The following is a 13226-nucleotide window of genomic DNA, read 5'->3' as shown; positions in this document are numbered from 1 at the left end:
TTCGGGTATCAAGGGCTTGCCGGTCCCAGGTACACATGAAGGGGACCGCAGGACGGGAGGACCCTCATGTCGCTGATGCAACGGATCACCGCCTTCCTGCGGTCGCCGCGGGGCCAGCAGCTGGTCGACCGCGGCCGGCGTGAGATGTCGAAGCCGGAGAACCAGGCCCGGCTGCGGCAGATCGCGAACCGGCTGCAGTCGCGCCGGCGCTGACCCGCGTCACCCCCGCCGCACGAGCCTCCGGAGCCCTTCGTGACCGACCCCGCCCCCGTCGACGGGGAGCCCCCCGCCGCCCCCGTCCCGCCGGTGGAGGCGCCCGAGGCACCACCGGCCAAGCTGTGGGACCGGATGCGGGACGACCCGCAGTACGCGCCGGAGCACCTGGCCCTGGAGGCGGTACGTCGGCTCGGCCCGGAGGCCGCCCAGTGGGCCGCCCGGGAGCGGGCGCTGCGACCGGCCGCCCCGCCGGAGCACTTGGCCGACCAGGCGGTACGCAAGTTCGTCAACCACGCCCGGCTCTCCGGTGCGGTGTCCGGCGCGGCCGGGCTGCCCGGCGCGGTGATCGACGTGGGCGTGCTGGCCTGGACCCAGGCCCGGCTGGTGCTGCACGTCGCGGCCGCCTACGGCGTCGACCCGGCGCACCCGGACCGGGCCACCGACCTGCTGGTGCTCCAGCGGGTGCACAAGGTCGCCGAGACGGCCCGTCTCGCGCTGGGCGTGGCCGCCGGCCGGGAGCGGGCCGGTGCGCTGTTCGGCTCCGCCGGTGACCGGGCGCTGGGCCGGGTGATGCTCCAGCTCGGGGTCCGGCTGGCCCGGATGGCCGGGGTGCGTGCCGCCAAGCGGATGTTCGCCAAGGTCGTGCCGGGCGCGGCGATCGTGCTCGGCACCTGGGCCAACTCGTCGGCCACCAAGGAACTGGCCGACCGTACGCGCGCCCTCTACCGCGCCGCCGGCCCCCGGCAGCTACCGGGCCCGCGTCAGCCCTGACCAGCCGGAGGCGTTCCAGGCCACCTCGGCCAGCCGGCCCTGCCCGGTCGCGTTCGGGTGGAACCAGTCGAGCGCGTTGACCTGGTCCAGGTCGAAGCGATGGCGGTGCACCGCGCCGCCGTCCCACCGGCAGCGTGACCCGTACGCCCGGCAGGCGGCGCGCAGTTGCCCGTCGTACGCCTCGATCCGGTCCCTGACGCGGGCCCGGCGGGCGGCAGCGGCGGGCGCTGTCGACGTGGCGTCGGCCAGCAGCGACGGGCATACGCCCCGCGACCAGGCCCGCACGGCGCGGGGCTCGGTGTGCCCGATCTGCCAGAGCCGGTACAGGTCCGGGATGCTGACCACCAGCACCCGGGCCTTCGGCCGGCCCTCGCGCAGCACGCCCAGCGCCGCGTCGACCTGGTCGCGGAAGGTGGCGACCGGCGTCATGTCGTCGACGTCGCCCCGGCAGGCGTCGTTCGCGCCGATCAGCACGGTGACCAGGTCGGCCCTGTCGCGTACCGCCGACCGGGCCTGGCCGGTCAGCGCGGCCGCGCGGGCCCCGGGCACGGCCCGGTTGTACGCCCGCAGCCCCGGCGCGTCGGCGCGCAGCCGCCGGTAGAGGCTCTCCACCCGCAGGCCGTCCCCGGTCGACCAGGAGTTGCGTTCGCAGCTCACCAGCACCAGGCAGGAGCCGTAGCCGGTGCTGACCGAGTCGCCGAGCGCGACCAGCACCCGGGGTTCGCCGGGGGCGGGTGTGCCGGAGGGCCGGGGTGACGCCTCGCCGGAGCCGTCACAGGCGAGCGCGACGAGCGCCGCCAGGCAGGCCAGCGCGGCGATCCAGCGTCTCATCGGTCCCCCGTCCGGCGGCGGCAACGGGCGCGTCGACCCTATGCCCCGGCGGAGAGCCGGTGGCGGTTCTGTCGGCTATCGGGCATCGACCACTGTCGTTCACATCTGTCGTGTCGGCGCAGGCCGGCCGTGCAGCCACCGGTGCAGCGCCCGGGTGATCCGGGGCAGCACCAGGTAGGTCATCAGCGGGGTGAGCACGAGCGTCATCAGCAGCGTCCGCCCGGCCAGCGGCACGCCGGCGAGGAACCGGGTGGTCAGCAGCGTGGCGGCCAGGCTGAGCGGGAAGAACGCCAGCCAGATCGTGACCGCCTGCTTCCAGCGCGGCGGCGCGGCCGGTTCCGGCTCGCCGAACGTCTCGACCACGTGGTCAACCGGCGGGGCGAACCAGCCCTCGATGCCGGTGCGCCGCTCCACCCGGGTGTGCTCGACGATGCCCTGCGCCGAGCTGAGCCACCAGCGCCGCTGCGGCGAGTCCTCCCAGTCGCGCAGGGTGTCCGCGTCGGCGAAGCGGTACATCACGTGCCACTCGCCGGACCCGGGGGCGCTGCGGACGAAACCGGCGCCGAGGAAGCCCGGGAAGCTCTCCGCCAGCGCCGTCCCGGCCCGCATCCACGCCACCACCTCGTCGGTACGCGCCGGGTCGGCGCGCCGGGACACGGCGACGGTCACGGGTACGGCCTGAGTCGTGGTCATGCCATCCTCTCCACCGTTCCGCGGGATCTCCGCCGGAAACCGGCACCCCGAAGTAACGCACCCGCCCGCCGGGCGCATCCGGCGACCGCCCGCCGGGTGTCCCGGATCACCGGTGTTCCCGCGCCGGCCGGTTATCCCCGCCCGTGCCGGGGTAGGCCCCAGGAATGACCCGATCACAGCCTCGCCGTGCCCGCGGCACGGTCGGCCACGCGAACAGCGCCCTGAACCTGCGGCTCGCGCTCGCCACGTTCGGTCTGGTCGTGATGACCGTCTTCGCGGTGCTCGCGTTCGCCGCGGACATCGCCTGGCTGGGTGTCGTCTGCGCGCTGCTCGCCGTGGTGGCGGTGGTCGACCTGGTCGTGATCCAGCGCCGCCGCGCCGCGCGCCGCCGGGAGGAGCCGGGCGTGCGGCACTCGCTGTTCGAGTGACAGGAGTACGACATGCCCATCGCCACCACCAATCCCGCCACCGGACAGGTGCTCAAGACGTACGAGGCGATGTCGGACGAGCAGATCGACGCCGCGATCGAGCGGGCCGACCTCGCCTTCCGGCAGTTGCGCGGCACCACGATCGCGCAGCGGGCCCGGTGGCTCCTCGCCGCCGCCGACCTGCTCGACGCCGAGCGCGACGAGACGGCCCGGCTGATGACCACCGAGATGGGCAAGACGTACGCCGCCGCGAAGGCGGAGGTCACCAAGTGCGCCACCGCCTGCCGCTTCTACGCCGGGAACGCGCCCCGGATGCTCGCGGACGAGCCGGCCGACGCCGCCGCGGTCAAGGCGAAGCGGGCGTACGTGCGGTACCAGCCGATCGGTCCGGTGCTCGCGGTGATGCCGTGGAACTTCCCGCTGTGGCAGGTGATGCGGTTCGCCGCCCCGGCCCTGATGGCGGGCAACACCGGCCTGCTCAAGCACGCCTCGAACGTGCCGCAGACCGCGCTCTACCTGGAGGACCTGTTCCGCCGGGCCGGTTTCCCCGAGGGCGCGTTCACCACGCTGCTGGTCGGCTCCGACGCGGTCGACCGGATCCTCAGCGACCCCCGCGTGCGCGCCGCCACGCTCACCGGCAGCGAGCCGGCCGGGCGGTCCATCGCCCAGATCGCCGGCCGGGAGATCAAGAAGACGGTGCTGGAGCTGGGCGGCAGCGACCCGTTCGTGGTGATGCCCTCGGCCGACCTGGACACCGCAGCCGAGGTCGCCACCACCGCCCGCTGCCAGAACAACGGGCAGTCCTGCATCGCCGCGAAGCGGTTCATCGTGCACACCGACGTGTTCGACGCGTTCGCCGAGAAGTTCGCCGCCCGGATGGCGGCGCTGCGCGTCGGCGACCCGATGGACGACGGCACCGACGTCGGCCCGCTGGCCAGCGAGCGCGGTCGCGACGAGGTGCACGCGCAGGTCACCGACGCGGTGGACCAGGGCGCGACCGTGCTCTGCGGCGGTGAGAAGCCGGCCGGGGACGGCTGGTACTACCCGCCGACGGTGGTCACCGACCTGCGCCCGGAGATGCGGATGTGGTCCGAGGAGGTGTTCGGGCCGGTCGCCGGGCTCTACCGGGTCGGCTCGTACGACGAGGCGATCGAGGTCGCCAACGGCACCAGCTTCGGCCTCGGCTCCAACGCCTGGACGAACGACCCGGCCGAGCAGGAGCGCTTCGCCGTCGACCTGGACGCCGGCAACGTGTTCGTCAACGGCATGACCACGTCCTATCCGGAGCTGCCGTTCGGCGGCGTGAAGAACTCCGGGTACGGCCGCGAGCTGTCCGCCGCCGGCATGCGCGAGTTCTGCAACACCAAGACCGTGTGGATCGGCGAGGGCGAGGCCGGCGCGGGCGCCGGGGCGCACTCCGAGTAGACGCGATTGGCCGGACGCCGTCACGGGTAGGAGTGGCGACCATGACGGCGTTCGGCTTCCACGCATCCCACGAGCAGATCCACCCGGCCCGGCTGCTGGAGGCGGTGATCCACGCCGAACGCGCCGGCTTCGACGCGGCCATGTGCTCCGACCACTTCTCGCCGTGGAGCGAGCGACAGGGCCAGTCCGGGTTCGCCTGGTCCTGGCTCGGCGCCGCGCTCCAGGCCACGAACCTGTCCTTCGGCGTGGTGAACGCTCCCGGCCAGCGCTACCACCCGGCGATCATCGCGCAGGCCATCGGCACGCTCGGCGCCATGTACCCGGGCCGGTTCTGGGCCGCGCTGGGCACCGGCGAGGCGGCGAACGAGCACATCACCGGCGAGGTCTGGCCGCGCAAGGACATCCGCAGCGCCCGGCTGCGCGAGTGCGTCGACGTGATCCGGGCGCTGCTCGCAGGCGAGGAGGTCAGCCACGACGGCCTCGTCACGGTGGACCGGGCGAAGCTGTGGACCCGGCCGGAGGAGCCGCCCGCACTGGTCGGCGCCGCCGTGAGCATCGCCACCGCGCGCTGGTGCGCCGAGTGGGCCGACGGGCTGATCACCGTCAACGCGCCGGTCGAGCACCTGCGGCAGATGATCGACGCCTACCGGGACGCGGGCGGACGTGGCCCGCTGCACCTCCAGGTGCACGTGAGCTGGGCGCCCGAGCAGGAGCAGGCCGAGGCGATCGCGTACGAGCAGTGGCGCAGCAACGTGTTCGCGCCGCCGGTCTGCTGGGACCTGGAGACCCCCGAGCACTTCGACGTGGCGAGCGCCGACGTGCCGATGTCCAAGGTCGCCGAGACCGTGAACGTCTCCGCCGACCTGGGCCGGCACGTCGGCTGGCTGGAGGAGTACGTGGCGCTGGGCTTCGACCAGATCGCGCTGCACCACGTCGGGCAGGAGCAGCGCGCGTTCATCGACACGTTCGGCGCCGAGGTGCTGCCGAAGCTGCGCTCCGCCGCCTGATCACACATCACCCCGTCGACGCTTAGGCTCGTCGTTCGTGGATGCTCTGTTCGAGGTCGTGGTCTTCCTGGCCATCGCGACCTTCGGTGCGGCGCTGGCCCGCCGGCTCGGCCTGCTCGCGCCGATCCTGCTGGTCGTGCTCGGCCTCGCGTTGTCCTTCCTGCCGTTCTTCCCGCACGTGCGGCTGGACCCGGACCTGGTGCTGGTGGGCATCCTGCCGCCGCTGCTCTACGTGGCGGCGCTGGAGACGTCGGTGCCGGCGTTCCGGCTCAACCTGCGGCCGATCCTGCTGCTCGCCGTCGGACTGGTCGTCTTCACCGCGTTCGCGGTGGGCACCGTCGTGCACTGGTTCCTGCCCGAGCTGCCGTACGCGATCTGCCTGGCGCTCGGCGCGGTGGTGGCGCCGCCGGACGCGGTCGCCGCCACCGCGGTGGCCCGGCGGGTCGGCCTGCCCCGGCGGGTCGTCACCATCCTGGAGGGCGAGAGCCTGGTCAACGACGCCACCGCGCTGGTGCTGCTGCGGGTGGCGATCGTCGCCGCGACCGCCACCACCGGCGGCGTCGGCGTCGGTGACGTGGCCCGCGAGGTGGTCGTCGCGGCCGGCGGCGGCATCCTGGTCGGCCTGCTGGGCGTGGTGGTCTTCGGGTATCTGCACAAGCGCATCACCGACCCGGTGCTGGACAACGCGCTGTCGCTGATCGTGCCGTTCGCCGTGGTCTTCGCCGCCGAGGAGATCCACGCCTCCGGCGTCGTCGCGGTGGTGGTGACCGGCCTCGGCATCGGGCACAAGCTGCCCACGCTGCTGTCGGCTGCCTCCCGGCTCCAGGTGACCGCGTTCTGGCGGCTGATCCGGTTCCTCCTCGAAGGACTGGTGTTCCTGCTGGTCGGCCTGCAACTGCCGGAGGTGGTCCGCGACCTCGACGAACCGTTCGGCTCGCTGGCCGCGATCACCGCCGCGGTGCTGGCCGCCGTCTTCCTGTCCCGGTTCGTCTGGGTGTTCCCGGCCACCTACCTGGCCCGGCTGGTGCCCCGGATCCGGCAGCGCGACCCGGCGCCGCCGGTGCAGTTCCCCGTCGTCATCGGCTGGGCCGGCATGCGGGGCGTGGTGACGCTCGCCGCCGCGCTGGGCCTGCCGCTCACGCTGGCCGACGACGCGCCGTACCCGCGTGCGCTGCTCATCTGGCTGGCCTTCGCGGTGATCGTCGCGACGTTGGTCGGGCAGGGCGCCACGCTGCCCTGGGTGGCCCGGCGGCTGCGGCTGCCCCCGGACGACCCGGTGCAGGACGCGCTGTCCGCCGCCGGGGTGCAGCAGCGGGCCAGCCGGGCGGCCCGGGAACGGCTCGACGAACTGGCCGCCGGCGCGCCGGCGGCGGTGGTGGAACGCCTTCGTGGGCTGACCACCTCCCGGGCCAACCTGGCCTGGGAACGGCTCGGCGGCACCGAACGGGAAACCCCCTCCCAGGCGTACGCGCGCCTGCGGCAGGAGATGATCGACGCGGAGCGGGAGGTGTTCCGGGCCGCCCGCGACTCCGGCCAGATCCCGGAGGAGGTGCTCACCCGCGCCTATCGTGATCTGGATCTGGAGGAGTCCATGCTGCGACAGGAGGTCGTCGAATGAGCTGCCGGCACCTGGCCGAGGCGGGCACGGCCGAGCCCGACACCACCACCGAGTGCCCGGACTGCGTGGCGATCGGCAACCCGGACTGGGTGCATCTGCGCGCCTGCCTGACCTGCGGGCACGTGGGCTGTTGCGACTCCTCGCCGTACCAGCACGCCACGAAGCACTTCGAGTCGAGCGGCCACCCGGTGATGCGGTCGGTCCAGCCGGGGGAGTCGTGGCGCTGGTGCTTCGTGGACGAGGAGATCGGCTGACTCAGCCGACCCGGCGCTCCAGCACCTGCCCGGTCCACGTCGGGCGGCCCGGCCGCTCCACCGTGAACGGCTCGGTGGCGGTGAACCCGCAGCTCTCGTAGAACCGCACGAGCGCCCGGTCGGGGCTGCGGAAGCAGTCCACCCGCAGCAGGCCGACGCCGCGCTCGCGGGCCAGCTCCGCCGCGTACGCCAGCAACCGCGCCCCGACCCCGCGCCCGGCGTACGCCCGGTCGGTGACCAGCAGGTTCACGTACAGCTCCGGCTCGGTGGCGGGCGGCACGTACTCGGTCGCCGCGCCCACCACCAGCGCGCCCGCCACCGTCCCGTCGATCTCGGCGAGGTACAGGCCGTCGCCGGCGGCCCACGCCTCGGCCTGGGCGACGCGGCGCGGGTCGATCGACGCCGGCTCGGTGCCCCACTGGTCGGTACGCCCGAGTTCGGTCAGCCATGCGGTGGCGCTGTCGAGCAGCCGCAGCAGCGTGGGCGCGTCGCCGGGCCCACCCGGACGGATGGTGATGCTCTGCTGGTCGGTCATCCCGCCATGCTGCTACACGCGGCTCACCCGGGCACACCGGCGGCCCGTGCCTCCGGCGCCGGCCGGTTCGCGATCGCCCGGCGGGCCAGAGCCGGGGCGGCCAGCCCGGCGGCGGCGAGGATCCCGCCGAGCACCAGCCAGCCGACCGGACCGCCACCGAGCACCAGCAGCGTGAGCAGCCCTCGGCCGAGCGCCTGGGCCAGCCCGGCGAGCAGGCCGTCCGCACCCTGGTAGGCGCCGATCGCGCCGGGCGGGGCCAGGTCGTAGGCGAGGCCCGCGCCGGCCGCGCCGTGCCACAGGTCGCCGACCGTCCACACCGCAGTGGCGACGAGCAGCAGGACGACCGCGGGGAGCACCGGCAGGACGGCCGTCGCCGCGTACAACGGTGTGGCCGCCGCGAGCACCAGCCCGGCCCGGCGCAGCTTCCGGGCGGCCGGCGCGGCCCGCTCGGCGCCCCGGCTCAGCCGGACCGCGAGCAGCACGGTGAGGACCGTGTTCGCGAGCAGAACCGCCGACACCACGGGTGGCGGCGCGCCGGCCCGGTCCACAGTCCACAGCGGCACGACGAGCACGAGCACCGTCACGTGCGTGCTGAGCACCGCCGAGACGCCGCTGACCGCGAGGAACCGCCCGTCCCGCAGCGGCCCACCGCGCGCCCGGCGCGTGCGGGTAGTGGTCGGCGGCCCGGCCGTCGCCTCCGACACCGCGGCCCGGCCCGCGTCGGCTGCTCCCTGCGTGCCGGCTGACTCCCCGTGCGCGGCGGCGGCCGGCCGCGCGGCGGCGGCCGGCCGCGCGGCGGCGATCGGCTGCGCGGCGGCGATCGGCGGCAGGCGCAGCAGCAGCGCCGCCGAGAGCAGGTACGTGGCCGCGTTGCCGACGATCAGCACCTGATACGCCCGGTGCGTGTCCACGGCGAGCGCGATCCCGGCCAGCGCGGTACCGACGGTGATGCCCAGGTTCGCCACCGCCCTTAGTGTCGCGAACGCGTGCACCCGGCCGTCCGGGCCGCCCACCGCCGCGACGAGCGCCGCCCGTACCGCCAGGTTGCCGGCCGCGAGCAGCGCCTCCGGCACCGCCACCGCCAGGAACGCCGGAAACGAACCGACCAGCAGGTACGCCAGCGCGGCGACCGCCTGACCCACCTGGAGGACGGCCCGGAGCGTACGCGGATCCCACCTGTCGGCCAGCGCGCCCAGCGGCACGCTGGCGCTCAGCCCGACCAGCCCCGCGACTGTGAGCCCGGCGCCCACCGAGGTGGCGGAGAGGCCCACGTCCCGGGCCAGGTAGAGCGCACCGCCCGCCAGCCACAGCCCCGCGCCGACGGTGTTCACCAGCGTGGCGTACGCGAGCGTGCGCAGCGGCCCGGGCGGCGGGAGCGGCGAGACGCGTCCCATCAGCGGCGTCCGGCCAGGGCCATGCGATCGACGCTAGGCGTGGGCCAGCTGTCGCGGCGTCCCGGAACCGGCGACCCCTGTCACACCCGAGGGCTCGGGAGGCATGTTGCGACGCCGAGCAGCCGTGCGGTCCAGTCGGTGAAACCGCCGTCGCCGAGCATCGGACGGACCGTGTCGGCGAGTGCGTGGCGGCCACCGGCTGGCATTGCCGCCCACACCCGATTCTCGGCCGGCCGGGTGACGTGGCGGCACCGAAACGGCGCTCGGCCCGGCGTGGCTGTGACAATCGCGGCCGGCAGCTCCTCGCGGAAAGGATGAGCTTCCGAGCGTTATGCCTCTCAGTCATAAATATGACCGAGAGGCATAACGCCGGAGGGACAACCCTTCTGTTCCGGCGCGACACGCCGCTTCCGGGCGGGCGCGTTAACCGGTCGACCGGGGGCGCGGACCGTGCCACGATCGCGCGGTGCCCGCCTCCGTGACCGCCTCCGTGACCGCCCTGCTGCGCCGGCAGTTCGACCTGACCTGGGCGCTCGCCGAGTACCACCTCGACCGGCTGGAGCCGGGTGATTTCCTCTGGGAACCGGCCGCGCTGTGCTGGACCATGCGCCAGGACCCGGCCGGCGGGTGGCGTGCCGACTGGGCCGACACCGAGCCGGACCCGGTCCCGGTGCCCACGATCGCGTGGCTGACCTGGCACATCGGCTGGTGGTGGTCGGTGGCGGCCGACCACGTGCGGCAGCGGCCGGCGCGGGAGCGCGACGACATCCGCTGGCCCGGACCGGGCGCGGAGACTGTGGCGTGGCTGCGGGAGCTGCGGTCGGAGTGGACGGACACGCTGGACGGGCTGACCGAGGCCGGCCTGGACCGGCCGTCCGCGTACCCCTGGCCCGCCGACGCCGGGCTCACCGTCGCGGACCTGGCCGCGTGGGTGAACGCCGAGCTGATGAAGAACGTGGCCGAGATCGGGCAGCTCCGGCTTATGCGGGCGGCAGGGCGGGCGGCCTGAGCCGGGCCGCGCTCAGTGCGCGCCGCCGAGGTTGAGCACCACCACCCCGGCGATGACGAGTCCCGCCCCGACCACCTTCGTCACGCTCAGCGGCTCACCGAGGAACGCCGCGCCGATCGCCATGATGGCGGCGGTGCCGAGGCCGGACCAGACCGCGTACGCGACGCCGACCGGGATGTCCTTCACTGCGAGCGAGAGCAGGCCGAACGCGGACAGGTACGCCACGGCGAGGCCGACAGTGGGCCAGAGCCGGGTGAAGCCGTCGGTGGCCTTGAGCAGGCTGGTGCCGATCACCTCGGCGGTGATCGCGCCGAGCAGGAACAGGTACGCCATCGCAGGACCGTACCCGGTCCTGCGATGGCGCCTGAGTGGAGCTCGAATCCCGGTCAGGAGACCGTGCAGGCCTTTCCGTTCAGCGTGACAAGCCCCGGATCCGGGTTGGGAGACCGGGAGGCGGTCCCGTTGAAGCCGAACGTGGTGGACGCGCCCGGTGCCAGCTTCGCGTTCCAGGACAGGTTCTTCGCGGTGACAGTGGCGCCGCTCTGGCCGAGCTGCGCCGACCACGCGTGGCCCACCTTCTGGTCGCCGAGGAAGGCCCAGCGCAGGCTCCACCCGTTCACCGCCGTCGTGCCGGTGTTGCGCACCGTCACCTGGGTGGTGAAGCCGGACGGCCAGCTCCCGTGCGTGGTGTAGGTGACCGCGCAGGACGGCGCCGGCACCGCGCCCGCGTCACCCTGGTCGGCCAGGAACGACGCGAGCCACGCCAGCGCCGAGTTCCAGTTGATCGCCACCTCGTTCGTCGCGTACGAGTTGATGTCGTCGACGTAGCAGAACATCGGCGCGCACCCGGCGAGCAGGTTCGCCGCGAACGGGTCCTGGAGCGCGGCGTTCGGACCACCGGCGAGCGAACCGGCCGGCGGGCGCGGCAGGTCCGGGTTCAGCTGGTGGCCGAAGATCCGGCTGTGCTGGTTGCGGGCGTGCTGCTCACCCCACCCGGTCACGTACGACATGTTCAGCGCGTTGCGGCCGAACAGGTAGTCCGCGGCCTGCACCGCGCCGTCCCGGTACTTCGCGTCCCGGCTCAGGTCGAACGCGGTGGCGAGCACGATGGCGTTGTTCACCAGGTTGCTGTTGCTGCCCCAGACGTACGCGTCGGCGCTGCCCGGGAACGGCAGCCCGTACGCCTGGCCGGCGATCGTGGCCAGGTAGCTGTCGGCGGCGGCGGTGATCGACTCGCGGATGCGGGTCTTCTCCGCGGCGGGCAGCGTGTTCGGCACGGTCGCCAGGTCGAGGCGGCCCAGCGCGGCGACGCTCTGCCAGCCGAACGCGCCGTTCGGGGCGAACACGTCGGCGGTGTGCAGCGGCGAGCCGGTGACGTCGGCCAGGTACGCCTTGTCGCCGGTGGTCAGCCACAGCTCGACGGCGGCCCAGTAGAACTCGTCGGTGACGTTGGTGTCGTCGTACGCGCCGCCGCCGGTGCCGTCGCTGGCCGAGGCGTAGATCGCCGGGTGCGCCTTGGCCGCCGCGTACGCGGTCTTCGCGGCGGTGCCGCAGCGCGCGGCGAACGCGGCGTCGTACGGGGCGTACAGCCGCTGGCACTGCGCCGCGACGGCGGCCAGGTTCAGCGTGGCGGCTGTGGACGGCGCGTGCAGCTCGCGCGGCTGCGGGTCGTCCTGGGGCTGCAGCGGCAGGCCGGTCCAGTTCCGGTCGTGGATCTTGTGGTGGACCATCCCGGCCAGCGGCTCGCCCGCCGGCACCTGCATGCGCAGCAGGAACTCCAGCTCCCAGCGGGCCTCGTCGAGCACGTCCGGCACGTCGTTGCCGCGCTCGGGCAGCCGCAGCGTGGAGTCGCCCAGGGCGGCGCCGCCGCCGGCGGTCTCGGCCGTCTTGGTCCGCTCGAACGTGCTCAGGAGCTGGTAGGCGGCGATGCCGCCGTTGACGACGTACTTGCCGTGGTCACCCGCGTCGTACCAGCCGCCGCGCACGTCCAGCGAGTAGTCGCAGACGCCGGCCTGGCACGGCACGTCGGTGTCGCCCTGGTTGGGCGCGACGCCGAGGTGGCCGGCCGGGCGGGCGTACTCCTCGCCGATCAGGTCGCCGTCGATCTCGATGCCGCTGCGCTGGGCGTAGAAGAACTGGAGCGAGTCGGCGCGCAGCCGGTCGTAGAGCGCGCCGGAGATGTCGAACGGGTGGCTGGTCTCGCCGTCGACGGTCAACGTGTAGCCGGTGCCCGGCGTGCGGTACGCGGAGAAGTCGGCCGTCTGCACGTTCTGCGCGGAGGCCGCGTCGGTGCCGCGCGGCGTGGTCTGCCCGCTGGCGACCACCGCGCCGCCGGCGGACTTGAGCTGCCAGGGCAGCGCCTCGGTGGCCTCGGTGACCACAGTCGCGTGCTTCGGCCCGCCGGGCAGGTAGCCGACCTGGTTGACCCGGACCCGGGGGCCGGTGTCCGGCTCGTACGGCGGCGCCGGCTCCCCGCCGCGCAGCGACACGTTGTCCAGGCAGAACGTCTGCGCCTGGGCGCTGCCGCCGACCTGGAAGATCAGCTGGGCGGTGGGGTTGTCGGCCGGCGAGGTGAACGTGGTGGTGACGCGCTTCGCGGTGCCGGTTGCGGTCGCGTCGACGCTCGCGTACGTGGTGTAGGGGGCGCTGCCGAGCTGGAGCACCGCCTTGACGGCCGCGCCGGGGGTCGCGGAGACGTCGAAGGACAGCTCGTACTCGGCGCCCTGGGTCAGCGGCACCGCGTCCTGGCCGATGCCGGCGTCCCACGGGTTGGCGGTGCCCGCCGCGACGGAGGTGCAGAGACGGCCGTCGACGACCGCGAGGTCGCCGGTGCCGTACGAGAACCAGGGTGAGACACCGGCGCTGAAGTCGCCGTTGCGGAGTTGTTCGGGGGCGTCCGGCGGCACCTCGGCGCTCGCCGGGCCGGCGGTGAGGCCGGTGAGCGCCAGCGTGGTGGCCGCGAGTGCGGCGAGCCGACGACGGAATCGGGTCACGGAGGTTCCTTCCGTGCTCGGGGGTGGTGGGGGAGGCCAGGAGCTGGGAGCG

General features: G+C 74.1%; 14 protein-coding genes. 8 read left to right on the top strand and 6 right to left on the bottom strand.

What is annotated here, in order from left to right:
- Nucleotides 1-66 precede the first annotated feature (66 nt).
- Entirely contained in the window at nucleotides 67-213 is a 147-nt protein-coding gene (locus IF06_RS33900; protein WP_013285352.1) for a hypothetical protein, read from the top strand.
- 39 nt (nucleotides 214-252) lie between these two features.
- The gene (locus IF06_RS0109750; protein WP_030270365.1) at nucleotides 253-987 is read left to right on the top strand and encodes an EcsC family protein; all 735 of its coding nucleotides are present in this window, start codon (nucleotides 253-255) and stop codon (nucleotides 985-987) included.
- Here IF06_RS0109750 and IF06_RS0109745 read toward each other — a convergent pair.
- Nucleotides 964-1818, bottom strand: coding sequence for a GDSL-type esterase/lipase family protein (locus tag IF06_RS0109745; protein ID WP_030270362.1), 855 nt, complete (start codon nucleotides 1816-1818; stop codon nucleotides 964-966). The two genes, IF06_RS0109750 and IF06_RS0109745, sit on opposite strands and share 24 nt — an antisense overlap.
- 99 nt (nucleotides 1819-1917) lie before the next feature.
- The gene (locus IF06_RS0109740) at nucleotides 1918-2511 is read right to left on the bottom strand and encodes an antibiotic biosynthesis monooxygenase (protein WP_013285355.1); all 594 of its coding nucleotides are present in this window, start codon (nucleotides 2509-2511) and stop codon (nucleotides 1918-1920) included.
- Between the two features lie 164 nt (nucleotides 2512-2675).
- Here IF06_RS0109740 and IF06_RS0109735 point away from each other — a divergent pair, with 164 nt between their 5' ends.
- From IF06_RS0109735 to IF06_RS0109715, 5 genes are read left to right on the top strand one after another with little or no spacing between them, the layout of a single operon-like run.
- Complete coding sequence (locus tag IF06_RS0109735) at nucleotides 2676-2939, top strand: DUF6343 family protein (protein WP_013285356.1); 264 nt, start codon at nucleotides 2676-2678, stop codon at nucleotides 2937-2939.
- A 12-nt stretch (nucleotides 2940-2951) separates the two neighbouring features.
- Nucleotides 2952-4364: an NADP-dependent succinic semialdehyde dehydrogenase gene (locus tag IF06_RS0109730; protein ID WP_013474804.1), complete on the top strand. Its 1413-nt coding sequence runs from the start codon at nucleotides 2952-2954 to the stop codon at nucleotides 4362-4364.
- Between the two features lie 32 nt (nucleotides 4365-4396).
- On the top strand, nucleotides 4397-5371 hold the full coding sequence (locus IF06_RS0109725) for a TIGR03885 family FMN-dependent LLM class oxidoreductase (RefSeq protein WP_255368079.1): 975 nt from the start codon (nucleotides 4397-4399) through the stop codon (nucleotides 5369-5371).
- 37 nt (nucleotides 5372-5408) lie between these two features.
- Nucleotides 5409-6989, top strand: a complete 1581-nt coding sequence (locus IF06_RS0109720; protein ID WP_030270360.1) for a Na+/H+ antiporter — start codon at nucleotides 5409-5411, stop codon at nucleotides 6987-6989.
- Nucleotides 6986-7243 (top strand): UBP-type zinc finger domain-containing protein, encoded by a 258-nt coding sequence (locus IF06_RS0109715; protein WP_013285360.1) that lies wholly within the window; start codon nucleotides 6986-6988, stop codon nucleotides 7241-7243. Before IF06_RS0109720 ends, IF06_RS0109715 begins: the two co-directional genes overlap by 4 nt.
- Before the next feature lies 1 nt (nucleotide 7244).
- Here IF06_RS0109715 and IF06_RS0109710 read toward each other — a convergent pair whose 3' ends face one another.
- Together IF06_RS0109710 and IF06_RS0109705 are read right to left on the bottom strand one after the other, a co-directional pair.
- Entirely contained in the window at nucleotides 7245-7778 is a 534-nt protein-coding gene (locus IF06_RS0109710; protein ID WP_013285361.1) for a GNAT family N-acetyltransferase, read from the bottom strand.
- Between the two features lie 23 nt (nucleotides 7779-7801).
- Entirely contained in the window at nucleotides 7802-9172 is a 1371-nt protein-coding gene (locus IF06_RS0109705) for an MFS transporter (RefSeq protein ID WP_036310563.1), read from the bottom strand.
- Between the two features lie 466 nt (nucleotides 9173-9638).
- Here IF06_RS0109705 and IF06_RS0109700 point away from each other — a divergent pair, with 466 nt between their 5' ends.
- The gene (locus IF06_RS0109700) at nucleotides 9639-10181 is read left to right on the top strand and encodes a DinB family protein (RefSeq protein WP_084588802.1); all 543 of its coding nucleotides are present in this window, start codon (nucleotides 9639-9641) and stop codon (nucleotides 10179-10181) included.
- A gap of 12 nt (nucleotides 10182-10193) precedes the next feature.
- On the opposite strand, the gene IF06_RS0109695 is transcribed toward IF06_RS0109700, so the two are convergent.
- Complete coding sequence (locus IF06_RS0109695) at nucleotides 10194-10514, bottom strand: DMT family transporter (RefSeq protein WP_013285364.1); 321 nt, start codon at nucleotides 10512-10514, stop codon at nucleotides 10194-10196.
- A gap of 53 nt (nucleotides 10515-10567) precedes the next feature.
- Nucleotides 10568-13174, bottom strand: coding sequence for a glycoside hydrolase family 9 protein (locus IF06_RS0109690; RefSeq protein WP_030270354.1), 2607 nt, complete (start codon nucleotides 13172-13174; stop codon nucleotides 10568-10570).
- Nucleotides 13175-13226 lie beyond the last annotated feature (52 nt).

Source organism: Micromonospora globosa (assembly GCF_000717585.1).
GTDB lineage: Bacteria > Actinomycetota > Actinomycetes > Mycobacteriales > Micromonosporaceae > Micromonospora > Micromonospora aurantiaca.
This window is presented reverse-complemented; position numbering and strand designations above follow the sequence as displayed.